23 protein-coding genes and 1 tRNA gene are annotated in these 24,621 nt (G+C 36.2%); 6 read left to right on the top strand and 18 right to left on the bottom strand.

Annotated elements, in window-relative coordinates; translation table 11 throughout:
• Positions 1-15: 15 nt before the first annotated feature.
• From JZO69_RS03000 to JZO69_RS02990, 3 genes are all read right to left on the bottom strand, one after another.
• A complete protein-coding gene (locus JZO69_RS03000) occupies positions 16-540 on the bottom strand; it encodes an NfeD family membrane protein (protein ID WP_207111428.1) in 525 nt (174 codons plus the stop codon).
• Between the two features lie 344 nt (positions 541-884).
• The gene (locus tag JZO69_RS02995) at positions 885-4,313 is read right to left on the bottom strand and encodes an FtsX-like permease family protein (protein WP_207111427.1); all 3,429 of its coding nucleotides are present in this window, start codon (positions 4,311-4,313) and stop codon (positions 885-887) included.
• Between the two features lie 6 nt (positions 4,314-4,319).
• On the bottom strand, positions 4,320-5,021 hold the full coding sequence (locus JZO69_RS02990; RefSeq protein ID WP_207111426.1) for an ABC transporter ATP-binding protein: 702 nt from the start codon (positions 5,019-5,021) through the stop codon (positions 4,320-4,322).
• A 212-nt stretch (positions 5,022-5,233) separates the two neighbouring features.
• Here JZO69_RS02990 and JZO69_RS02985 point away from each other — a divergent pair, with 212 nt between their 5' ends.
• Positions 5,234-5,902: a DNA/RNA non-specific endonuclease gene (locus JZO69_RS02985; RefSeq protein ID WP_207111425.1), complete on the top strand. Its 669-nt coding sequence runs from the start codon at positions 5,234-5,236 to the stop codon at positions 5,900-5,902.
• A 54-nt stretch (positions 5,903-5,956) separates the two neighbouring features.
• Complete coding sequence (locus JZO69_RS02980) at positions 5,957-6,346, top strand: hypothetical protein (RefSeq protein ID WP_207111424.1); 390 nt, start codon at positions 5,957-5,959, stop codon at positions 6,344-6,346.
• Between the two features lie 44 nt (positions 6,347-6,390).
• Here the strand turns inward: JZO69_RS02980 and nagA are convergent, their stop codons facing one another.
• Together nagA and JZO69_RS02970 are read right to left on the bottom strand one after the other, a co-directional pair.
• Positions 6,391-7,539 (bottom strand): N-acetylglucosamine-6-phosphate deacetylase, encoded by a 1,149-nt coding sequence (gene nagA, locus JZO69_RS02975; RefSeq protein ID WP_207111423.1) that lies wholly within the window; start codon positions 7,537-7,539, stop codon positions 6,391-6,393.
• Positions 7,540-7,642: 103 nt separating this feature from the next.
• Positions 7,643-8,470 (bottom strand): helix-turn-helix domain-containing protein, encoded by an 828-nt coding sequence (locus tag JZO69_RS02970; RefSeq protein WP_207111422.1) that lies wholly within the window; start codon positions 8,468-8,470, stop codon positions 7,643-7,645.
• A gap of 192 nt (positions 8,471-8,662) precedes the next feature.
• Here JZO69_RS02970 and JZO69_RS02965 point away from each other — a divergent pair, with 192 nt between their 5' ends.
• Positions 8,663-8,839: a hypothetical protein gene (locus JZO69_RS02965; RefSeq protein ID WP_207111421.1), complete on the top strand. Its 177-nt coding sequence runs from the start codon at positions 8,663-8,665 to the stop codon at positions 8,837-8,839.
• Between the two features lie 75 nt (positions 8,840-8,914).
• Here the strand turns inward: JZO69_RS02965 and JZO69_RS02960 are convergent, their stop codons facing one another.
• The 7 genes from JZO69_RS02960 to JZO69_RS02930 form a co-directional block, all read right to left on the bottom strand.
• Complete coding sequence (locus JZO69_RS02960) at positions 8,915-10,132, bottom strand: pyridoxal phosphate-dependent aminotransferase (RefSeq protein WP_207111420.1); 1,218 nt, start codon at positions 10,130-10,132, stop codon at positions 8,915-8,917.
• 263 nt (positions 10,133-10,395) lie between these two features.
• Positions 10,396-12,045, bottom strand: coding sequence for a glycoside hydrolase family 13 protein (locus tag JZO69_RS02955; RefSeq protein WP_207111419.1), 1,650 nt, complete (start codon positions 12,043-12,045; stop codon positions 10,396-10,398).
• Between the two features lie 103 nt (positions 12,046-12,148).
• A complete protein-coding gene (locus JZO69_RS02950) occupies positions 12,149-12,805 on the bottom strand; it encodes a hypothetical protein (RefSeq protein ID WP_207111418.1) in 657 nt (218 codons plus the stop codon).
• A 127-nt stretch (positions 12,806-12,932) separates the two neighbouring features.
• Positions 12,933-13,015, bottom strand: a tRNA-Leu gene (locus JZO69_RS02945).
• A 301-nt stretch (positions 13,016-13,316) separates the two neighbouring features.
• Positions 13,317-13,817: a SprT family protein gene (locus tag JZO69_RS02940; RefSeq protein WP_207111417.1), complete on the bottom strand. Its 501-nt coding sequence runs from the start codon at positions 13,815-13,817 to the stop codon at positions 13,317-13,319.
• 2 nt (positions 13,818-13,819) lie between these two features.
• Complete coding sequence (locus JZO69_RS02935; RefSeq protein WP_207111416.1) at positions 13,820-16,012, bottom strand: Tex family protein; 2,193 nt, start codon at positions 16,010-16,012, stop codon at positions 13,820-13,822.
• Between the two features lie 127 nt (positions 16,013-16,139).
• Positions 16,140-16,874, bottom strand: a complete 735-nt coding sequence (locus tag JZO69_RS02930) for a metallophosphoesterase (RefSeq protein ID WP_207111415.1) — start codon at positions 16,872-16,874, stop codon at positions 16,140-16,142.
• A gap of 207 nt (positions 16,875-17,081) precedes the next feature.
• Here JZO69_RS02930 and JZO69_RS02925 point away from each other — a divergent pair, with 207 nt between their 5' ends.
• The 3 genes from JZO69_RS02925 to JZO69_RS02915 are packed head-to-tail and all read left to right on the top strand — an operon-like array spanning position 17,082 to position 19,884.
• On the top strand, positions 17,082-17,942 hold the full coding sequence (locus JZO69_RS02925; protein ID WP_207111414.1) for an efflux RND transporter periplasmic adaptor subunit: 861 nt from the start codon (positions 17,082-17,084) through the stop codon (positions 17,940-17,942).
• 11 nt (positions 17,943-17,953) lie between these two features.
• Positions 17,954-18,646 carry an ABC transporter ATP-binding protein gene (locus tag JZO69_RS02920; protein WP_207111413.1) on the top strand — a complete coding sequence of 231 codons (693 nt, stop codon included), beginning with the start codon at positions 17,954-17,956 and terminating at the stop codon, positions 18,644-18,646.
• 14 nt (positions 18,647-18,660) lie between these two features.
• The gene (locus JZO69_RS02915) at positions 18,661-19,884 is read left to right on the top strand and encodes an ABC transporter permease (protein WP_207111412.1); all 1,224 of its coding nucleotides are present in this window, start codon (positions 18,661-18,663) and stop codon (positions 19,882-19,884) included.
• A gap of 88 nt (positions 19,885-19,972) precedes the next feature.
• Here JZO69_RS02915 and JZO69_RS02910 read toward each other — a convergent pair whose 3' ends face one another.
• The 6 genes from JZO69_RS02910 to JZO69_RS02885 all read right to left on the bottom strand — a co-directional run bounded on the left by JZO69_RS02910 (position 19,973) and on the right by JZO69_RS02885 (position 24,550).
• Positions 19,973-20,380 (bottom strand): EVE domain-containing protein, encoded by a 408-nt coding sequence (locus tag JZO69_RS02910; protein ID WP_207111411.1) that lies wholly within the window; start codon positions 20,378-20,380, stop codon positions 19,973-19,975.
• Between the two features lie 20 nt (positions 20,381-20,400).
• Positions 20,401-20,820, bottom strand: coding sequence for a pyridoxamine 5'-phosphate oxidase family protein (locus JZO69_RS02905; RefSeq protein ID WP_207111410.1), 420 nt, complete (start codon positions 20,818-20,820; stop codon positions 20,401-20,403).
• A 105-nt stretch (positions 20,821-20,925) separates the two neighbouring features.
• Positions 20,926-21,309: a DUF4430 domain-containing protein gene (locus JZO69_RS02900; RefSeq protein ID WP_207111409.1), complete on the bottom strand. Its 384-nt coding sequence runs from the start codon at positions 21,307-21,309 to the stop codon at positions 20,926-20,928.
• Positions 21,310-21,331: 22 nt separating this feature from the next.
• The gene (locus JZO69_RS02895; RefSeq protein WP_207111408.1) at positions 21,332-22,021 is read right to left on the bottom strand and encodes an ECF transporter S component; all 690 of its coding nucleotides are present in this window, start codon (positions 22,019-22,021) and stop codon (positions 21,332-21,334) included.
• Complete coding sequence (locus tag JZO69_RS02890) at positions 22,014-23,690, bottom strand: ABC transporter ATP-binding protein (RefSeq protein WP_207111407.1); 1,677 nt, start codon at positions 23,688-23,690, stop codon at positions 22,014-22,016. Before JZO69_RS02890 ends, JZO69_RS02895 begins: the two co-directional genes overlap by 8 nt.
• Entirely contained in the window at positions 23,663-24,550 is an 888-nt protein-coding gene (locus tag JZO69_RS02885; RefSeq protein WP_207111406.1) for an energy-coupling factor transporter transmembrane component T, read from the bottom strand. The genes JZO69_RS02890 and JZO69_RS02885 overlap by 28 nt, the downstream gene beginning before the upstream one ends.
• Positions 24,551-24,621: the final 71 nt, after the last annotated feature.

Raw genomic sequence — 24,621 nt, 5'->3', positions numbered from 1 at the left:
TCTACTCCTTCTTTTTTATAATTGTAGGCTTCCTTCATAGGGAACTACATAACACACGCGATTTCTGATTTCAATGATCAGCACCTGTGCGCCTCTATCGATCGGTTGATCTTGTGGTGCATAAAAAGCTGCTGGGCGGCTGATCGAACCAGTGACACTTTTAAATTGAATCTCACCCATCCCGCTGACTGGAATTGGCGTAACGACGGTTGCCGTATTACCTTCCATGTCCTTTTCAGAAATAGAAATGGTTGATTCTGCATTTTTCATCGGCACCAACACATAAAAATTTAAGAAAAAAACTAGTATCGAAGCAATCGCTCCACTAACTAAAAACAGCATCAAATGATTCCATTCCAGCAGTCTTTCTCCAAGATAACCAAATAATGAAGTAAAGGCTAGCCATGGAATGGCCAACATTGGATCGATCGGTCCATCAAAATCAAATATATCCCCAAATATTACTAGTAAAACAGCAATTCCTGCACAAGCAATCAGTACATAAAGGTAAATCGTTTCAATCGGAATTCCTTGTATCACGTTCTCACCCCTTCCCTTTACAGGTCTGCTTCGACTATCTCTAATTATTTCATCCCTAAAATAGTAGTGTCCACTTTCCCATTTACGCTCCTTTGCCTTTTTTGTTACGTTTTAATATAGGCAACGGTCATCCATTCTCTCCCGATCTTCTCCCGATGATATCTATATTTTACCAATACTTTGTACAAAATGACAGCTAATCTTGAAAAAATCATATACTTGAGAGCAAAAATAGCTCCATCCTATTTGTTAGAGTTAATGCTTTTGTCTTATCTTTTAATTCAAAAAAATGAAACAAATAAACCTTAGTAAAAAAGTTCATTTGTTCCATTCTCTAATTCTTTTTATTCATTTGATTTCAAAGCTTCGATCATGTCTACTTTTTTCAATTTTCTATGCATAAAGACCATAACTAGCAATGTAAAGAACAAAGTGATCAATCCTGAATACACATAGCTAAACCAATGGATGGTCGGTGAAAACATCAGCATATCCACTTCTACAGTCGTCAGCACATAGCCATGAACAAGTTTTCCAAAGAAGCATCCAAAGAAAATACCAATCACTGTTAAAATGATATTCTCACGATAAACATACATCGTCACTTCTTTATCATAAAACCCTAGAACTTTGATTGTGGAAAGTTCTCTAATTCGTTCTGAAATATTGATATTCGTTAGATTGTATAAAACAATAAACGCCAGTAACCCAGATACAGTTATCAAGACCCAAACCACAATATTCAAGCTATGAATCGTATCGTCTAGAGCATCGCTGGAAATCGATAAGAAAGAAACATTTAACACGTTCTGATTTTCCATCAAGTCTTTTCCGATTGAAGCTTCCACTTTCTCACTAGGTGTTTTATCAAAGAGTAAAAATTCTGTGTTGTACTGAGGTTCTTTTTCAACTATTTTTTGGTAATATTTTGGCGACATGTAAGCAAAGTGTCCCGTGTAGTTTTCAGCAATTGCTTTTATTTTAAATTTATATTCTTGGTTATCACTATTTTTTAGGACAAGTGTATCGCCGACTTTATACTTAAACAGATTTGCTAATTTTTCATTGATGATCACACCGTCATCAGTTAATTGATATTTTTCACCAGATTGTCGATCATTGAATAAAATAAAGTGATCGATTTCTTTTGGTTTTTCAGGAACATAGATAGAAACACTTTGCTTGGCATTTGAATTTTTAGTCGTTTTCAAAGACTCAACATGTAATGGCATGGTTTCTTTCAGTCCATCGACCTTGTTTAATACCTCTTGATAATTTTGTGTTTCTTTCTCAGAAGCATCATCTTTAAATGTCACGATTGCTTGATAGTGCCAAATTTTATTGAATTGTACGTCAACGATATCAGAAATCGAATCTTTTAATCCAAAACCTGTAATAATCAACGCCATACATCCGGCAATCCCTAAAACCGTCATCAACATTCTCTGTTTGTAACGGAATAAATTTCGGGCAGTGACTTTTTGAATAAAACTTAATCGATTCCAAATTGGTTTCACGCGTTCCAACCAAATTCTTTGCCCTGCTTTCGGTGCTTTTGGGCGCAATAGGCTAGCAGAAGTACTGAATAAATCAATACGCAAGACAACCATCGCGGCACCAGCCGTACATAAGACAGCGATCAAAATACCGATCAAGCTGTAACTCAAATACCACGGAGTGACAAAATCAGGAATATTATATAACTGTCCATACGCATCAAAAATGATTGTTGGGAACAAGTAATATCCTACGAATATGCCTAAAATAGCCCCACATAAGCTGGCAATTGTTGCATACACTAAGAATTTAAACGCAATTTCACCATTTCGATAACCTAATGCTTTTAGACTACCAATTTCCGTCCGCTTTTCTTCTACCATTCGCGTCATCGTCGTTAAACTAACTAATGCAGCAATCAAGAAAAAGAATAGTGGGAAAACCGTTGACAAAGAAGAAATTCGCTCAGCATTATCTTCATATTCTGAATAGCCAGGATTATCATCTCTCGTAAAATAATAATAATCTGCTGCTTTTAGATCAGCTAATTCTTTTTGTTTCTTTGCTAATTGTTCTTTAGCTTCATTCAACTTAGGCAAAGTCTCATTTTTTTTCTTTTGAAACTCAGCTAAACCTTGATCATATGCACTTTGTCCTTCATCGATTTTAGCTTGTGCTTCATTTAATTTTGCTTGACCATCAATTTTAGACTGCTCCAATTGTTGACGTCCTACCGCTAATTGTTCTTGAGCAGATGCCAACTGTGATTCAGCTTGAGCGATTTGGGCCTCTGCCGCATTGAGCTGTTGCTGACTTTCCGTAAACTGTGCGATTGACTGATTGATTGTTCTAATCGTTTGATCAAGGGTTTGCAGAGCTTGTGTTGCTTGAGCCTGTTGGGCTGCTATGTTAGTTAAAGCACTATTGATTGTACCCATAACGACTGCTATATTTCCTCTAACTGGTTGAGCAATCAATTGGTTGACCGCAGCAGTCACTTCGGCTGGTGATCCTAATGCTTGCAGTGCTGTTTGTAGCTGAGGTGCAGCTTCTGTAATACTCTCTGCCAACAAATCATCAGGAACCCGATCTAAAATCGCAACTGAAGAAGCTAAACTCTGATAACCATTGACTAACTGGTTTAACGACTCACTGGCTGCAGCAGCTTCATTACGTTGTTGCTGTAAACCTGGCAATGCGCTTTGTCCTTGAGCAACTTGAACCGAAGCTTGAGCTAATTCATTTTTCTTTGTTTCGAGTTCATTTTTTTGCGCCGCAAGCTCATTCACACCATTTGAGATGGTTGCTTGATTTGCAGCCAATTCATTTTCAGCGGCTGTGATTTGCTGTGTATAGTCAGCCTGAGCTTGAGCTAGTTCTTGTTTGCCTGATGCTAATTCTTGTTCACTTGTTTGTAGTTTGGTTTCAGCATCTTTCAGCGCATTTTCGCCATCAGTGATCTCTTTTTGTGCTTGTTCAAATGAAGCTTTTGACTCTTCACGAATTTCATCCACACGTTGTTCAGGGCGTTTTTTCATTGCTTGTTTGACGGATGAAACTGCTGTTTCTCGTTTATCTTTATACTCTTGTGAGTAACTGTCTATATCATTTAAGCCTTTAAACGATAGCAAGATTTCTGTATAGGTTGAAAGAGCCATATCTTCTTTGGGAACCACTGCAAAAAAATCTAATGATCCTTTACCAATTGTTGTATTCCCTCTAGAAGTATTCTCGATATATTCAGGTGATTGAACAAACCCGACAATTTTAAATTGCTCTTTTTTTAACGAGTTATCTTTATCGTCTTCTTTTGAAAGCGTAAGCGTCTCACCTAATTTGTAGTGTCCTCGCGTTTCAGCAAGATCATCTAAAACGACTTCTCCACTTTTTTCAGGCATTCGCCCTTTGATCAATCGATAATCAATCAACGGTTGCTTTTCTTTTAAATCATAACTAACAAATTTTACAGCTACATTTTTCTCGCTGATTGCAATATCTTTCGTGTATCTAGGAAAAACTGCTGCAACATCTTTGACTTGTTTAACGGCTTCTAGATCTTTATCTGCCAAACCTAACGTAGAAACGATTCGAGCATCTGGTAGTTTCTGTTTTTGATAATAGTTTGAAGCTGTCTGAGTCATATCTGGTCCAGTTGCTTTCAACCCAACAAAAACTAAGACACCTAAAAAGATAATCCCCATGATAGATAAAAAGCGTGTTTTAGATTGTTTGATTTCACGAAAACTGGTTTTGAGTAACGCGGTCTTTTTCAACACTGTCACCTACCATTCTATCTCTGATACAGGTTTAGGCTCATCATTGATCGTTTCACTTCTAACTTTTGCGTCATTGATGCGGATCACACGATCAGCCATTGGTGCAATAGCTGAATTATGAGTGATGATAATCACTGTCGTTCCTGTATTATGAGCTGTTTCCTGTAAAATAGTTAATATTTGTTTTCCTGTTTCATAATCAAGTGCTCCTGTCGGTTCGTCACACAATAATAGTTTAGGACGCTTGGCAATTGCTCTGGCTATCGTTACACGTTGTTGTTCGCCACCAGATAATTGCGCTGGAAAATTATCCAAGCGAGCACCTAAGCCCACAGATTTCAGTACTTCTTCAGGATCTAACGCATCCGAAACGATTTGAGAAGCTAGTTCAACATTTTCTTTTGTGGTTAAATTCGGTACTAAATTATAAAACTGGAAAACAAAACCTACGTCATTTCTGCGGTAAGTTGTTAATTGCTTTTCATTAAATGTTGCTATATCCGTTCCATCTATAACGATTTGTCCTTCATCACATGAATCCATCCCGCCTAGTATGTTTAAAACTGTTGATTTTCCTGCTCCACTAGGTCCTAAGATCACGACAACTTCACCTTTTTCTACTGAAAAACTGATCCCATCATTTGCTGCGATCGTTGTATCTCCCATGTGGTATCTTTTATACTCATTTATTACGTCAATATAAGCCATGATTGTCCAAATCCCCTCTCAATGAAATTTTATCATAAGAAGTCAAACAAGTCCTCTACGAGCTCAAAAGCATTTTGATTTTTTTCAATTTTTTCGTATAATAGAACGATGGTCATCTATTTGAACCATTGGTGAGTCAAAAGTAACTCCTGTTTATTTTATCGGAGTTTCGTATTTTTTCTCAACCTCTGATATTAGTTAGGAGAAGAATCATGGCAAGAAAAAAACAAAAGCCGCCATTTAGTCCAGCAGTGATGCTTGTCGCGGTTTTAATTATTTTAGTTTTAGGCGTTTTTGGAGTTCAAGTCCCAGATGACGTTCAAAAATTATTTGGTATCGAAACGCAACAACAAACAAAACCAAATTCTACTAAACCCACGAACTCTACAAACCCTGGTCCTAAAGAGCTTGGCGCAGCAACTTTTTCAGCAACTGAACTGGCTGACAGTAAGAAAGGATGGATCGATTATCACTCATTAGATTCACTTGGTCGTGCAACTGGCGCTGATGCCCTATTGAAACCCGCAATGGTCAACACAGGAACCTCAGCGAATAAAGATATCCGCCCACCTGGATTTATTTCCGGTACTGATCCAACCAATCATTCTAGAGGTCATTTAATTGGTCGTCAACTAGGTGGTTCGGGTGATGATTCAAGAAATCTCACTACCCTTTATCAAACGCCGGTAAATACACCTTTTATGACAAAATATGAAAACCAAATCCGCCAAGCTTTAGATAAAGGTGAAACGATTCGTTATCGGGTCACTCCAGTTTATGAAGGAACTGAATTGTTATGTAAGCAAATTGATTTAGAAGCGAAAGGTCTTAATAAAAATACGACAATTGATTTTCATGTAACGATTTTAAATGAAAAGTAGCTATCTATTCGTTCTGAATAAACTTGCTACGCTTTTAAATGAGGAGGTAATTTAATGGACTTTCAAAAAATCAAAGAACAGCTCACTGATAATGACCCACAAAATTTTTTAACTATCGTTTTAGACAATGAACAAGATGAAGATAGCATCATTGTCTTCAGTCACTCTCTTGAAGAACAATTCGAAAATAATGTTCAGTACCTTGCTTCAGAAGAAACTATTTCTTTAGATGATATTTCAAAATGGAAAGAAGATGAATTTTTAATTGTTGCTCAAACAATTGATGGTGATTATATTGCAGGTACAAAACAACAGACCTTTGTAATTCCCGTTTCGCTGTATAAATCGGATCTTGAAATTTATGATTTATTTCTAGCTGATTTTTTTATTGACTATTTAAATGGTTCACTAGATTCATCCATATTGCCTAAGATCACAAAATAAAAAAAAGATTTCAGCAAAATACTGCTGAAATCTTTTTTATTTTATTAAGCACGGTAACGTTCTACGCCGTCTAAATATGTTGCATCTAATTCCATATTAGGATTTAAAACGATAAAGTCAGCATCACGACCTTTAGTGATCATGCCGCATTTATCATCAATTTTACAACTTACTGCTGGAACTAATGTTGCCATCATAATTGCTTGTTCTGGTGTCGCAATCTCCCAGTCAACAACATTTTTGATTGCTTCTTTTAATTTCAAAATACTACCTGCTAAATTACCAGACTCTAAACGAGCAGTTCCATCTTTTACAACAACTGGAAACTCGCCTAAATTGTAATTGCCGTCTGGCATACCGCCAGCCATCATACAGTCAGTAATCAAGGCAACATGGTCATGTCCTGCTTTTTCCATTAAAATATCTGCTGCATTTGGATGAACGTGGTGTCCGTCACAAATCAATTCAGAGAATACATGATTTAATGACATCAACGCTCCAACCATTCCTGGTTCACGGTGATTTAATCCACGCATACCATTGTAAGCATGTACAAAGACACTAGCACCAGATTCAACAGCATCTGTAGCTTGTTCTAACGTTGCATCGCTATGACCTAACGCAACGACTACACCTTCATCTGTGACAGCTTTTACAAACTCTTTAACTCCTTTACGCTCTGGGGCTAAAGCGATTTTTTTGATCAAACCGCCAGAAGCTTCTTGCCATTCATTGAATGTTGCTAAATCTGGGTCACCGAAATAGCTTGGATTTTGAGCGCCTTTATGTTCTTCGGTAAAGAAAGGACCTTCAAAGTAGATTCCTTGAACTTTTGCTCCTGGAACTTCTTGATACACATCACCAATCGTTTTTGCAACATCTTTTAAGCGTTCTTTACTTGATGTTAAAGTGGTTGGTAAAAATGACGTTACACCACAAGATAATAATCCTTCTGACATGACTTTTAAGCCCTCAGCATCACTATCCATTACATCGTGATTCATATAGCCATGGATATGTGTATCAACTAATCCAGGTGCGATCCATTTTCCTTCTTCTTTAATTACTTTTGCATCCTTTTCAGGCACTTCTTTATAAAAATCTCCAAATATACCATCTGTGATTTCTAAATATCCAGGTCCTTTTACATCACTTTTTAAAAAGAACTTTTCAGCAAAGATAAACGTTCTCATCTTCATCCTTCTTTCTTTAATTTTCTACTTTAAACGTACTCTTAAAACCAGTCAAAGTCAAGAATGGTGTAGACCTTTTCGAAAAAATTTTACTTAAATTTCGTTAGATTTTAATTGTTTCAATACGACAAATTTGTTCAGATAAAACCTGGTATTCATCGGCTTCATCAAGCATTCCTTTCACAGCCATTAATTGGCTTTTAAGCTGGAATAACTCACTTAAAAAATAGTAACTATTTCTATGCCTAGACCAAACGATCCCTTGATCGATATATATTTGCGCTTCTTCCAAACGTTTTTGATCTGTTAAAAATTTCGAGTAATTATAAAATATCTTTGTTAGTTCAGCAGTCACTCGTTCATTTGGCAATTTATGAAAATAATGAATACTCAATTTCAAGTATTTTTCAGCTTCGGTAACTTTTCCAATGCTACTATAGGTACTGCCTATACAACTGATTACTTGAATTTCAAAATCTGATAAATTCACTTTATTTGCTTGATAAGTAAAAGAAAGTCCTTTCTTCAAATCAAGTATTGCCTGTTCATAATCATTACAAAGATAAAATTTACAACTACCTAAATAATAATAATAGCGTTGCCAATCCGTATCTAAGTGCAATCGCTCTTCAATTTGTGTATCTTTCATATAGTTCATTATTTTTTCGTACTTTTTATGTCGAAAATAATCTGCTATTTTTTCAAATATTTGTGTAATCAAACGAACTTCTTCTGATTTAAACTGCATAATCTGATCCATTGTCACACCCAAACGCTGGCAAATTTGCTGCATTACTACCACATTCGGCAGTTCTTCATTATTTTCAATCCTGCTCAACACACTTTGTGAGCAAATATCTTCTGATAACATTTTTTGTGTTAATTTTCTATTCTTGCGAATTTCTTTAATAACTGCTCCAAAAGACTCCATGGCTTCACTCCTAAATCAATTTCGATCATCTATACTGGTTAATAAAACTTATTCATTAAAGAAACTAAAAATATGCGAATTCGCATTATGCATTTATTGTACTTTAATGCATAATATACTGCAAGAACATTACCTAACGCTAGACTGAGACGATTTAAAATAATTTTACTTGCAAAATAAGGAGTGTTATTCATGGTACAGGAGAAACGAATTAGCTTTAGCTGGGAAAAGAATCATTATATGGGCTATGTCGAAAAAGAATATGAAAATGCTTATTTGGTTGTTGTTTCGGACCCAAGTCCGGATATGGAAGAAAAATATACAAATCGTATGGTAATTAGTAAAAAAGATTGTCAAACTACAGAATAATTTCGTAGTTTACTTTCTTAAAACGAGAGTGACTCAAAACTAAAAAAGTTTTGAGTCACTTTTTCTTTGCGCTTTTTATTTTTGCTTATACGTACTTAAAAATTCACGCATTTTTTCTGTTGTAAATTTCAAATCTTCCATTTTGGGAAGGTAGACGATTCTAAAATGATCCGGTTGTGTCCAGTTAAATCCACCACCGTGAACAAGTAAAATATGATGTTCATGCAGAAAATCAAGAACAAACTTTTCATCATCATAAATATTGAATCGTGCACTATCGATTTTAGGAAATATATAGAATGCAGCTTTTGGTTTCACTGCTGAAAGCCCGGGTATGTCATTGATTGCATTGTAGATATATTCCCTTTGTTCATAAACTCTTCCGCCTGGCAATAACAAGTCATCCACACTTTGATAACCGCCTAAAGCAGTTTGAATAATTTGCTGCGACAATACATTAGAACATAAACGCATTGAAGCCAACATATTCAACCCTTCAATATAGCCTTTTACATGCTTTTTATTCCCACTAAGTACCATCCAACCACAACGGAAACCTGCTACTCGATGAGATTTAGATAGACCATTTAAGGTTACAACAAATAAATCCGGTGCTAAGGTAGCAATTGGAATATGAGTCAACCCATCCATCACTAAGCGATCATAAATTTCATCTGAGAAAATGATCAAATCATTTTGTCTAGCGATCTCAACGATCTGCTCCAAGATTTCTTTAGGATACAAAGCACCTGTTGGATTATTTGGATTGATCAATACGATTGCTTTTGTGTTTGACGTTACTTTAGCTTTGATATCATCTATATCTGGATTCCATTCTGCTTGTTCGTCACAAATATAATGAACCGGATTTCCGCCTGCCAATGACACTGAAGCTGTCCACAATGGATAATCTGGCATTGGAACTAAGACTTCGTCACCATTATTCAGTAAACCTTGCATACACATCGTGATCAATTCACTAACACCATTACCTGTATAAATATCATTGATCGTCACGTTAGGAAACCCTTTTACCTGACAATATTGCTCAATTGCCTTACGGGCTGAAAAAATACCTTTTGAATCAGAGTACCCCTCTGAATTGCGTACATTCATGATCATATCACGAACGACTTCATTTGGTGCATCAAAACCAAATGGAGCGGGATTTCCAGTATTAAGTTTCAAAATACGAATGCCTTCTTCTTGCATTCTGTCAGCTTCTTCTAAAACCGGACCACGTACATCGTAACTTACACCATCAAGTTTGTTGGATTTATCAAAATTTCTCATACTGTATCCCTCATTTTCAAAATTTATATCTTTAAAGTTACGCCACATAGAAAAAAAAAGCAATGAAAAATTGGACATTTTCTAAAAAAATTGCCTATTACAACTCTATAACTGATCTATTCATCCACAATAATAAGGATTACACAATTCTATAAAATGAATTTTTATCTTAAGCAACTAGATAAGCACATCATCTTTTTCTTAAAATAGTTAGATAAAAAATCTGGCAATTTCTTTTTCAGTAAAAGAAATTGCCAGGCTCTTTATTTATGTTTATAAACTCTCGCTTCATACGGAGCAAACACTGTATGTTGATGAATGCTGTGGTCATTGAGATTACACAATACTAAATTCCACTCTTCAATTTGAACATTCTCTGGTAAATCAGCAGAAGCAAATTCATTAGACAAATTGATGAGCACTACAAATCGCTCTTCTCCTAAACGACGACCATAAACAAATAGTTGAGGATGGTCAGGCAAATACAATTTATATGTCCCATAAATCAATGTTTCACTTTGACTTCTCAACTTGATTACTTCCTTGTAAAAATTTAGAACTGAATGTGAATCCATTGATTCATCCAATACATTAATGACCTGCTTGTTAGGATTGAGGACTATCCAAGGTTTTCTTTTTGAAAAACCAGCATATTCTTCTGCAGTCCATTGCATCGGTGTTCTTGAGTTATCTCTTGCTGTTCTTCTAATAACATTCATTGCTTTTGAAGGACTGACTCCAGCACGGATCATCTCATAATAAAAATTTTTAGTATCGACTGCATCGATATCGTCGATTGATGCAAACGGCATATTCGTCATACCAATTTCTTGTCCTTGATAAATAAAAGGCGTTCCTTGCAATAAAAGAAAAGTTAACGCCAAGGCCTTCGCTGAGGCCTGCCAAAATACTGACTCTTCACTACCAAAGCTAGATACGGATCGAGGAATATCATGATTTTCCATGTACAAGGCATTCCAGCCTTTTCCATCTGCTAATGCTTCTTGCCACCTTGTGATTGCTTGTTTGAAGTGGATAACATCTAATGTTTCTTGCTCGTCTTTGTTCCAAAGAGAAATATGGTCAAATTCAAACAACATATTAAAATATCCTTCATGTTCCCCTAACCATTGATACGCTTCATCAGCACTAACTCCATTAGCTTCACCAACTGTTAAAATATCACGTTTTTTGAACACATCTCTTAGCTCTTCCAAGTGAGTTTCAATTCCAGGTACATTTTTAAATGACTCAAAAGGATCGCTAGTTGAGGGCGTTTCTAAAGGCGCTTTTTTGATATGAGAGATTGCATCCACGCGGAACCCATCTATGCCTTTATCTAGCCACCAATCGATCATTGAAAACAATTCTCTTTTTACTCGGGGATTTTCCCAATTCAAATCGGGCTGTTCTTTAGCAAAAACATGAAGATAATATTGCTTGGTTCCCTCATCATACTCCCATGCCGATCCACCAAAAATTGAAACCCAATCATTGGGTGGACCATCAACCTTTCCATCCGCCCAAATATAATAATCTCTATAATCATCCTTTACTGAAGATCTCGACTCCAGAAACCACGGATGTTGATTAGAGGTATGGTTGATAACTAGATCCATGATAATTTTCATTCCTAATGCATGTGCTTCGTCCAATAACAAATCAAATTCTTCCATCGTTCCAAAAGTTCTAAGGATTTTTTGATAATCACTGATATCATACCCGTTATCTATATTAGGCGATTCATAGATTGGGGTGATCCAAATGAAACCAATTCCTAAATCCTTAAGATAGTCTAACTTTGAGCGAATACCATTCAAATCACCGATACCATCACCATCAGTATCCATAAAACTTCTTGGATAGATCTGATAACCAACTGCTTCTTTCCACCAAGTACGCTTGATTGTCATTCAACTCACCTTCACTTTTTATGTTTGCTTACATTATATAAGATATTCAGAAAAAACGTATGGAAAATGCCCATACGTTTTTTACCATTTATAAGATGCTTTTCTAATCAAGTGGGGTGATATCAATTGCGTATGATGTCAACAAATCAAAATATAAATCATTGGCTAAAGATATGTAGTACGTTTCTCCCTTCTTCAAATGCAGCGTTCTTTCAAAAGTTACTAGATCTCCATTCTTCTGAATATCACGAAAACTGAAATCCAGCTGGTATCCATCATCGCCAAACAGTCTAAAACTTCCGCTTTCCCCTGAATTAGAAGGTAATGCCAATTGCAGTAAGTAGTCATTGCTTGCAGCGGTAAATTTCATTTGTTCAACATCATAAGCATGGTCAAATTGACCTAAAATAGAAACATTACTTTCGATTTGTTTATACTCGCCCCAATCTGGAAACTCATCTACCTTGATTTCAGAATAAACTTTCTTTCCCTCAATTTCGTATACAATTCTTGCCGAACCTTCACCGCTTGCTGTAACCACGCCCTCATGATCAATTGCAAAATTGGTTTTATTATCTAAAAGCTCCCAATTTCCCCCTGGAAGTTGATAAGAATCCTCTATTCGATCCAATGTAATATGTTCCGAATACATTCCAATTCTTGTTCCGCCCCAAGAACTCCCTAATACATTTTTCCCAATAAACAAGCCACTAATCAACATGATAATACCAAATACACTCACAATAATGGTCTTTTTCATCTTTAGCCCTCACTTTCATTTTTAAAGTTAGACTTATCAATAAGATATAAAAAAATTACCTTTACGGAAAAAAATAAACTTGTACACTATTTAGCGTAAAAAAAGCATCTCTGCCCTCAGAAATCTATGCGGCCAAGAAGACTCGAACTTCCACGGGGTTGCCCCCACCAGCCCCTCAAGCTGGCGCGTCTGCCATTCCGCCATGACCGCTTTTTATATGACTGCAACGTATCTGATCATTTAAATAGTGATAAAAAATGATTTATATTCACTATCTAAATCAATGATAAAATATGGTCCCAATTTTGTCAATGTTTCCTTATACTTCTAAAATCATCCCATAAAATGAGGTTGGGACAGAAGTGTTTAATCCTGAGAAATAAGAAGGAATTCACGAAAATTGCTCTTTAGATTTTTGTGAATGTCAGCTTATTTCCGAAGGGATTGCTTCTGCTCCCACTCACGTAGAAAAAACCGTCTTTTCTCTCAAAAGAAAAGACGGCTATTTTTATTACAACTTACTCGAATCCAATTCGACTAGCTTTCCACGGCATTTCCCGCAAACATAGCGTTGGGTATTGATTCTGCGTTTTCGTAAAATCAATGTTTGGCATTTTTCACACTGATATTGATGATAGGACTGCGGTTTTTGTTCCACTAAAGGTCGAACATAGCGGCTGCCTCCCGTTTGTTTTAATAACGATTTAAATTCAGCATCTTTATGTTGGTAGCCTTTATTTTCTAAATGTAGATGGTAGTGGCATAATTCATGCTTGATCACATTGATCAATTCTGTTTCACCGTACAGCTCAAACACCTTGGGATTGAAATCAATATTATGCGAGTTTAAATGATACCTTCCACCCGTTGTTCTCAAACGCCGGTTAAAAAAAGCTTTGTGGCGAAACTTTTTCCCAAAAGAGGCAAATGAAATTTCTTCTACTAACTCTTGTAATCGATCGTCTGTTAGTTCTTGTTTTGCTGGTTTTCCTTCTTTAGAAAAACTGCTCAAAATCACTCTTTCCTTTCAACTTGTGGCAGCATCGTTAAGCTGATGCGCCCTTTCTTCGTATCGACATCTTCCACCCAAACTGTCACAACATCTCCGACTGCTACAATATCTGTAGGATGTTTAACAAACTTTGTGCTAAGTTTTGAAATGTGCACCAATCCGTCTTGTTTCACGCCGATATCAACAAATGCACCAAAATCGATCACGTTACGGACTGTCCCTTGTAATTCCATGCCCGATTTAAGGTCTTCCATTGACAGAACGTCTTTTCTTAAAAGAGGTGCAGGCATTTCATCACGCATATCTCTTCCAGGTTGAACCAAGGCTTGGATAATATCTTTCAGTGTTTCACTTCCAACAGATAATTCTTCCTCTAATTGATTTATAGACAAGCCTTTGATACGTTGAGCAGCCTCCGAGGTTCCAAGCTCTGCTAATTTAACATCGGCTTTTTCTAAAATCCCTTTGGCAACATCATAGCTTTCTGGGTGAATCCCAGTATTATCCAGTATATTCTTTCCATTTGGAATTCGCAAAAATCCGATTGCTTGTTCATAAGCCTTTGGACCTAAACGAGGGACTTTTTTGACTTGATTTCGAGCTGTAAAGGCCCCATTTTCGTCGCGATAAGCCATTAAATTTTGAGCGGTTGTTTTGTTTAAACCCGAAATATGCTGCAATAATTGTGGACTTGCGGTGTTTACATTAACCCCTACTTGGTTAACGGCTGTTTCGACCACAAAATCTAATTGCTCAGCTAAACGTTTTTGTGAAACATCATGCTGGTATTGACCTACGCCGACAGCTTTCGGATCGATTTTTACAAGTTCTGCTAAGGGATCTTGCAAGCGGCGAGCAATACTGACCGCACTTCTTTCTTCAACTTGCAAGTCTGGAAACTCTGTTCGAGCTACATCACTCGCAGAATAAACAGAAGCACCTGCTTCATTAACAATCACGTAAAAAACATCACGCTTGATTTGTTTTAATTGTTCTGCAACAAACAGCTCTGATTCACGGCTGGCTGTTCCATTTCCGATCGCCACCATTTCAACTTGATATTTTTCAATCAGTTTGTTGAAAGCTGGGCCTGCTGCTGCACGTTTTTCTCCTGATGCTGGTTTATGAGGATAGATCACTTGGATTGCTAAGACTTTTCCAGTTGCATCTACGATCGCCATTTTACATCCTGTCCGATAAGCTGGGTCAAAGCCTAGAACAACTTTACCTTTCAACGGTGGTTGCAACAACAAATTACGCAAGTTTTCACCAAAAATATTGATTGCTTGTTCATCCGCTTTTTCAGTTAATTCATTGCGGATTTCACGTTCGATTGCTGGACCTATAAATCGTTTGTAACTGTCTAAGTAGGCCGTTTCAACGTAACTAGCAGTTGATGATTGTTTGTTAGTACCAATCAATTGGCGTTCTAAATAAGAATTGATTTTTTCCTCATCTACTAAAATAGCTACTTTCAAGATATCTTCTTTTTCACCACGATTTGTTGCCAATACTCTATGTGAAACCATTTTACTAACAGGTTCTGAAAAATCATAATACATTTCGTAAACAGACTTTTCATCTTTTTCTTTATCTTTGACCGTGCTGACATATTGACCATGTTTGAACGTAAAATCACGAATCCATGTTCGGAATTTTGGTTCATCACTTACTCGTTCAGCAATGATCTCATGAGCTCCTTGCAAGGCTGTTTCAGCTGATTCAACTTCTTTTTCTGAATCAACATATTTTTGAGCTTCTGCGCTCGCATCTGCTTGGGCTGGCAAACTCATTAACCAGTCAGCTAAAGGTTCTAAGCCTTTTTCTTTGGCAATTGTCGCTTTCGTACGACGTTTTTGCTTGTAAGGACGATATAAATCTTCCACTTGTTGCATTTTGGTCGCTTTTTGAATTGACTTAGCTAACTCTTCTGTTAGTTTGCCTTGTTCTTCGATCAGTCGTAGAACTTCTTCTTTTCGTTTTTCTAGATTGCCTAAATAAGTATAACGTTCTTCGATTTCACGAATTTGTACTTCATCTAAACTGCCTGTCATTTCTTTACGGTAACGTGCAATAAAAGGAACAGTGTTTCCTTCACTCAGTAAAGTCAGCACTGTTGTTATTTGTTTTGGACGATATTCTGTCAATTCTTTCTGAAGTAAATCAACTACTTCTTGGTTATAAGCTTCTGCCATATTTACATACCTCTTTTCATTAAACATACTGTCTCATTTTAGCATATTTTCACCTTGAAATATAGGCGGACAAACATGCTGAAGCAAGTCTTTCGTTATTTTACTTAAAAATAGAAACAATATAGTCTCAAAAATCTGGCTGCCATGGTCCTTTTAAATTTTGATACTCGATATCTTGCACAATGCCTTTTTGGTCAAAAATCACGCCATGCACCGAGCCACCAAATACTGCGCCTCCATCGATACCGATTTTATCATCTGAAAGCCACAAATCAGTCCTTTCCATATCTCCATGAAGCATCGGCGTAATTGTATGACCGAAGACGATTTTTTTCCCTGTATGATTTTTACCTTGATGAAAAGCCTCTCTGATCCAGATAAAATCATGCGCACTTGTTTCATGCCAATCTTTTTTAGTCAAGTCAACACCAGCATGGACAAAAATATAATTTTCCCATTCAAAATACAACGGTCGTTCAACCAAAAATTCAATCAACTCTTTGTATCGGCTACGAATCATCATACTAATTTCTGTTGGAGAATATTCTTCCGTCGCGCCTTTATGAAGCAGACTTTCCATCGTTTCTTTGCCGCCATTACGAATATAGCTAGTGAACCAATCTTCCGGCTTATTTAAAAACTGGAGAAAATACTCCTCATGATTTCCTCTAAGGTAGACTGCACCATATTTCTCGACTAATTCTTTTCCCAGGAGAAAACTTTCTTTTGTTTTTGGACCACGATCATTTAAATCTCCAATCAATACTAACTGATGCATTGTCGGATCAAAATACTGGATCAGTTCCTTGAACAACTCATATTCTCCATGGATATCACTAACTGCATAGACAAAATCTTTCATTTTTTTCTCCCCTTTCAAGTGTGCTTTTGCTCAATTATACCTCAAGAAAGACAGCGTGTTAAAAAAAATTCATCAAAAATAGAAACACCTTGAATTATTTAGTAATCCTTAAAAAAAACAAATAAATCTTAGACTTTCTATGAAAAAAAGAGTAAGCTTACATAAATGACATCTTGTCATAAACTAAAGAGAAAAGAGCTGAAATTTATGAAAAAGAAAACTATTTTCGGTATCCTTGCAGTTTTAATTGTGGCAGTTGTGATTTTCTCAATTGTTCAAGTAAATGCTGGGAAAACAAATACAATCAGTGTTCGGACCGGTGAAGTAAAAAAAGAAACAATCATTGAAAAACTATCAACTACGGGAACCTTGATTCCTAATCAAACACAGACACTTATGGGAACAGGTAATGTTATCGATGTGAATGTTGCTGTAGGTGATAAGGTAGAAAAAGACGCTGTTCTAGCAACCTACGATAACGGCCTGCAGTTGATTGCCTCTTTCAATGGTACTATTACTCAAGTCAATATCAAAGCAAAACAAGCGGATACAAATGCCCAACAAGGTAAAGCCTCGATTCAACTTGATGATCTTTCCACCTTAAAAGTGCAGCTAGAATTATCAAATTCTGAAGCATCTGCTGTCGCACTTAATCAAAAAGTAGAAATCACAAGTGGCAACCAAACCTTTAACGGAAAAATTGCTGAAAAAGATCCAGTCGCAGTTACTACACAATCAGCAACTGGAACAAACGCAAGTTTAGGTGCTGTTGTAACCTTTGATAAAGCCCCTGAAAATTTATTTGCCGGTTTTGATGCAGATGTAGATATTACCACAAACACTGTTGAAAATGTGCTTTCTTTACCAATTGAAGCATTAACTTACAATGATAAGAATGAACCGATCGTTTACGTTATTAAAGATAACCAAGCTAAAGAGACAAAAATTAAAATCGGCATTCAGTCAGATAAATTGATCGAAGTAAAAAGTGGCTTAAAAGAAAATGATACGGTGATTCTTTCGCCCAACTCTGATATCAAAAACAAGACTGAAGTAACCAAAGAATAGAAGGTGAAACAATGATTGATTTAAAAAATGTGGTAAAAATCTATCCTACTGGCGGAGAAGAATTAATTGCCTTAAAAAATGTTTCCCTGCATATTGCACAAGGCGAATTTACGTCTATTATGGGGCCTAGTGGATCTGGTAAATCAACAATGATGAACATACTTGGCTTATTGGATCGTTTTGATGAAGGCTCTTATTATTTAAATAAACAAGATGTCACCAATCTTTCTAGCAATGAAAGTGCCCATGTTAGAAACAAAGAAATCGGTTTTGTGTTTCAATCTTTTAATTTAATGCCGCGGATGTCACTTTTAGATAATGTTGCTCTACCGATGGTTTACTCCGGAATTTCTGGGAAAGAACGGAAAGAACGAGCTTTAGAGGCTTTAAGAAAAGTCGGTTTGGCTGATCGGGTCAACCATCGACCTAATGCTATTTCCGGTGGACAAAAACAACGCGTAGCCATTGCACGTGCTATCGTAAATGATCCTGCTGTTTTGATGGCTGACGAACCAACAGGAAATTTAGACTCAAAAACAACATTAGAAATCATGAAAATTTTCCAAGATTTAAATAATGCTGGTACAACCGTAGTCATGGTTACTCATGAACCCGATGTAGCACAATACACGAAACGAATCGTGTCTTTTCGAGATGGTGAAATCATTGATGATCAGCCTGTACTTGAGCGAAAAACACTATAGAAAGGAGCCTTCCTATGGGAATTATTGAAAGTTTTAAAATGGCGATCGACAGTATTTTAGCCAATAAAATGCGCTCGTTTTTGACCATGTTAGGAATTATCATCGGAATTGCAGCAGTTATCGCGATTTTAGCTGTTGGTAATGGCGCAACGAGTCAAATCACCGGCACATTCAGCGATTTAGGTGCCTCTACGATTTCTGTTTCAACGAGTCGGGATGCCACTGATAATCAAAAAATTACAAGTAAAGATATTAAAGCTTTGAAAGAAGGTATTCCGCAAATCGATCATATCTCTCCTGTTGTTTCGATCCAAGCAGTTGGTGCAGCAAATGGTCAATCAAAACCCACACTGATCATGGCTGGAACACCTGATTTGCAATATACCAATCAAACAATGGATAAAGATATTGTTTACGGTCGTTATTTCAACACAACCGAATATTCTGAAGGCAGCAAAGTCGCTATAATCAGCGCTGATACAGCCCGTTATTTTTTTAATGGTCGAGAAAATGTCGTAGGTGAGAAAATCAATTTAAGCGGACAAAAAGGACAAGTCAGCACAAGAATCATCGGGGTTACCAAAAGTACTGTTGAAAAAATGGTCGGCTCTTTTGATGAAAAAGAAATGATGGGCTATGTTTCCATTCCGCTCACAACGGCCAATAATTTAAATCCTGACGCAACAAAAATCACTAGTTTGACAGTCATTGCTAAATCAAAAGACGACATCGATGCTGTATCGAAACAAATCGTCAATATTCTTTCTGTTCGTCATAATACAGTCGGCGATAATGTCTATACCGCAACCAATTTCTTACAAGCATTAGATCAAGTAAATAACGTCTTAGGATTATTTATTAATTTTATCGCAGCGGTTGCTGCAATTGCTCTCCTTGTTGGAGGAATTGGTGTAATGAATATCATGCTAGTGTCTGTAACTGAACGAACAAGGGAGATCGGCACAAGAAAAGCGTTAGGTGCAACGGATAGTAATATTCTTTTCCAATTTTTAACGGAATCAGTCATTTTATGTTTGATCGGCGGCTTGATTGGTCTTACTTTAGGGGCAATCTTAGCTGTTACTGTTGCAAGTGCTTTAGACATTACTGCTCAGTTTACGTTGACATCAATTGTTGCTGTTTTAGTATTTTCAAGTGCTATCGGGATTTTCTTTGGTGTTTATCCAGCCAGAAAAGCTGCGAAACTTGATCCAATTGAAGCATTACGTTACGAATAGTTATTTAAAATAGAAAATTAAAAAATCAGGCTGAGAGTGGAATACGGATAAACATTTCTATCCCACCTCTGTCCTGATTTTTTCTTAATTATGCAGTTTTCATACCAGAAACGATAAAATCAAATAGCTCTTTCGGAATTTGAAAATGTCCAAATCTCAAACGTGATCGATATTCCTGCCACAATGGAAACTCAGCAACTGCTTGTAATGGAACAGGTTGAATATTTTTTATAAAGTCAATATTTCTCCTATAAGGGATAAAACCTGGAGCCATTTCAAATGAATATGTATCTCCTGGTAAAACCTGTCCTAATGCAATGAATTCTTGGCACGGTTCTTTTGTTTTTAAACTCTGTTTAGGTGCATAATAAATCAACCAATCGCCTGCGTTCATTTTATTCAGTGGCGCTGATTTACCATGGCATAGTTGGCAAAAACCACCTATTACACCAAGTTTCACATGATCTTTAGACGCCACCCCGATCCAATAATTCATACTATTCTCTCCTTTTTATCCTATAGTAGGATAGTTTCTCTACTAGCCATTCCTAAAATTACGATTGCTTTGGTAAAATGAATTTCATATAGTTCCAGCATTGCCCCTGCCTGTTTGATGTTTTCTACATAGCTTGGAATTTTTTGAATCCATTGTTCCGCAACATCATACACAGTCAACTCACTTTTTTTGACCTTAGCCTCATGTACCCGAACATGATTTGTTTGTTCAGTTGGGATTGTTGTAAAAGCCACGTTGGGATTTTTTTGAAACTCAGTGATTTTTTCGTTGCCCTTGAAGGTGGAGAAAAATAAACATTTTTTTGTTTCATCGTAAAAGAAATTGACGATTCGTACATTCGGTATCTCCTTTACACTTGTCGCTAGAGCAATTTCTGTTTGCTCTTTCATGATTTTTTTAAATACTTCTGTTGTGTTCATAAAATGTTAGCTCCTTTATTGTTCAATTATCTAACTGACAAGTTCATTCTAACAAACAAACCCTGACAACTGATTGTCAGGGTTTGTTAAACATATCTATTTATTTTATAATTTATTCAAAGTCCAAGTAACTGTGTCACCATCTTTTAGAAAATACTCGACCGCTCCTACATCAGGTTGTTTACCATTCACATCATACATCCAGTATTTACTCGTTTTTGCATCTTGTTGATGACCATCGATGCCGCTGATAAAATCTTTATCCATATCAACTTTATAATTTGTTTCCATAATTGTTTGAAGCGATTCTTCTTTTTTGACTTTTAATTCTTTTTTATCAAATTCTTTGTTATCTTCCTTTAAGATGATCGTAACTTTTAGTAACTCTTCTTTGGCTTTTTTTGTATCATTCGTATTTGTTGTTTTACCACATGCACCTAATAAAAAGATAACCGTTACAATCATTGCTGCTTTTATTACTTTTTTCATTTGAGTTCCACCTTTAATTATATTATTTTATATCGTATTTGATTAAAATACGTTGAAGCTTTGTTTGAATTACTCTAAACAGTAAACACGAAAAGAACGCATTTGCGAAACAGTAAGACAGCGTGTATGGAACTGCTGTAAGTAATAAAGCTAAATATCTTTGCCAAGAAAAATAGCGATCGATTGAAAAAACAGTCCAAACATCCATAAAAAATGAAAAGAACAATCCTGCAAAGATACCATAAAGTGCTAAAAACCAATAGCTTTTTCCAAGTATTTTCCGCATCCAAGGCAGCCCTGCAAGAAAACCGATCATTCCCCAAGAAAACATTTGAAAGGGTGTCCACGGTCCCTGACCAAACAACATATTAGAAGCAACCGCCGATAATGATCCGACCAAAAAACCAACTTCATAACCTAAGCTGATACCTGAAATAATGATAATTGCAGTCATCGGTGTAATTGCCGGAATCATATAAAATAGAAAACGCCCTAAAACTGCAACCGTTATTAATATAGCAATCAAAACGATTTCTTTAATGTTAACTTGTTTTTTTTCATAACGATAATAAATCGGAAAGCAGGCGCTAATAATTAGCAACATAGAAATAACCTGATATTGACTAGCTTGAAACAGTATCATACATATACTAACCAAAACTAGTACAAATAAAACATTAATTACCAGTGTTTTAAACTCTTTTTTACTCATCAGCAACTCCTTTCAAATCCCTACACGCAGCGATTACTTGCTCTGTTGTAACCAAACCTGAAAATGTTTCGCGAGAAATTCGGCTTGCAGCCGTCGTATAAAAGCTATGATGACTAAAGAAATCGTTTGGTGCCCCAGTTGTTAACACATTATTTTGGAAAAACAAACCGCAACGGTCAGATAATTCAGCAGCAAACGCTAAATCATGTGTCACAACTAGGATCGTTTTACCTTGATGTGATAATTTTTTTAGCAATCTGATCAATTGTTTCTTTCCATAACCATCGATTCCTTTGGTCGGTTCATCTAATAATAGCACTTTAGGATCAGTTAAGAGCAACTTCCCTAGTGCCGCCATCTGACTTTCACCACCACTTAAATCAAGCGGATGCTGTGTAAGAATGCCTTTCAAATCAAGTAATTCAGTGATTTTTTTGATTTGATCTTGGGCATCAATCCGTTTAGTTTTCAAGTGATTTTCGTAGTCTTCTATCACGGAATCTTTAATAAACATCAGTTGAGGCGTTTGAGGTAAATAGCCAATTTCTTGCTGATTTTTTTTAAGCGTTTGATCAAAAATCTTTATTTTTCCTCGATAACATTCATGAATGCCAGCAATTACCTTTAATAACGTTGTTTTTCCCGTTCCATTGCCTCCGACTAGAGAAAATATCTCTCCGTCATACAGATCAAGATCCACTCCTGCTAAAATGTCACGACCCTTTTTGTCATAACGAAACCAACCATTTTTTATTTGAATGCTTATGTTTTGTTCTTTTTTATCAAGTTTCCTTCGTTGATTTGATTTTTCCATTTTATCATCAGCATTTTTAGGAAAATGGTGTGCTAAAAATCGTTTACCTTCTAAAACCGTAAGTGGGGGTTTTCCATTTAATCCACTTTCCAGATAAATCTGAACAGCACTAGGTAAGCTGGCAATAAAACGTTTAAGATCATGTTGCTTGTTTTTGATTTCGCGGGAAATCGTCGTAGGTTTATTTGAAAAAATCAGTTGCCCCTTATCTAAAAGTACAACCTTATTGGCTAATGAAAAAATAGCTTCTAAATCATGCTCAGCTAATAGAATCGTCAGACCCATTTCTTTATTTAATCGTACTAAGATATCAATAAAATTCTGTGAAGCGATTGGATCAAGCTGAGTGGTCGGCTCATCTAAAATCAAGATATCCGGTCTCATAACTAAAACGGAAGCTAAATTCAGCAGTTGTTTTTGTCCACCAGATAAATCTTTAGTCTTAAAATCGATCAGCTCTTGAATCCCAAGATAGTTGACCATTTCAGCAATCCTACTTTTCATTTCAGATGAAGCAATTCCCATATTTTCTAACCCAAACGCTAGCTCTTGCCAAACACTATCCGTTACAATTTGATTTTCTGGATTTTGCATCACATAACCGATGTTACTTGCTGAGAAACTTTCTGGAAGATCCGTTAATTTTTCATTATTTAGATAGATATCCCCTGTTCGTTTGCCAGCTGGTGTCAGTTGTGGTTTTAGCATTTTTAATAAGGTCGACTTTCCACTTCCAGAAGCACCGCAGATTAACATAAAGTCTCCTTGGTTTATCGATAATGATACATTATCCAACACTTGTTTCTCATTTCCAGCATATTGAAAACTCAGATTTTTGATTTCAAGATAGTCCAAATGATCACCTCCCGTACTCGATTCAGTGCTGGTAAAAACGCTAAGAAAATAAACAATAGATAATCCGTACTGTGCTCTTCTATTCGTAACAAGATATTATCTCGATAAGGATAATAATTAAATTCGTAATTTCCCTGCATTAATTGCAACAAAAATAGACAACTTAAACTGACGATCATGATCAGAGCCAACGTATCTACTATCTTCCAACGATAAGTGATACGGCTACTCCTAACCCCCACACCATACCCTCGTGCTTTCATCGAATCTGCCGTATCCATTCCATTTTCTAGAGCCCAGGAAAATAAATTTCCAAATAAATCCAATCCATAAGAAACTTTCTCTTTAAAAGTACGTTTTTGTGTCCTCTGCACATGTTTTTGTACCTGATTCAACTCTTGGTAATATTGCTGAAACAATGGAATAAATCGAAAAACCATGGTTAAAATCATCGTCGCCTTAGAAAATCGTCGTCCAAAAAGATAAAAAAGCTGCTCAGAATCAACTGCTGATTGAAAATTTTGAAATAAGTAAATGACAGCTGTAATCATCATTCCCATAAAAAAACCGTAGATAAAAGCTTCTAACGTAATTGGCTTATTTAAAAAGAAAAATAAAATTGTACCGCCTCGATGGATAAATAATGGATTCGTCAACGTTATAACTCCCCAAAAAAATAAAGGATAAATAATCGTATATTTTGGTTTTCCATTTAAATAAATCAATTGTTGTGTCAAACTACCTAAAAAAAGGCAGCTGATAATCAATGGATTCGTCGTACTCATCGCAATCAACAGCATCAACAGATAATAACAGGAAATAACTAAAGGATGTCTTTGTTGAAAAAAGTGTTTGTTCATCTAAAAGTTCCTTTCTCTGCTAGTATATTAGATAGCTGCCCTATTTAACAATAAAAAAACAGCCGTCACTT

The organism is Candidatus Enterococcus ikei, assembly GCF_017316105.1.
GTDB lineage: Bacteria > Bacillota > Bacilli > Lactobacillales > Enterococcaceae > Enterococcus_L > Enterococcus_L ikei.
The sequence above is the reverse complement of the archived record's forward strand: the minus strand, read 5'-3'. Positions and strand labels throughout refer to the sequence as shown.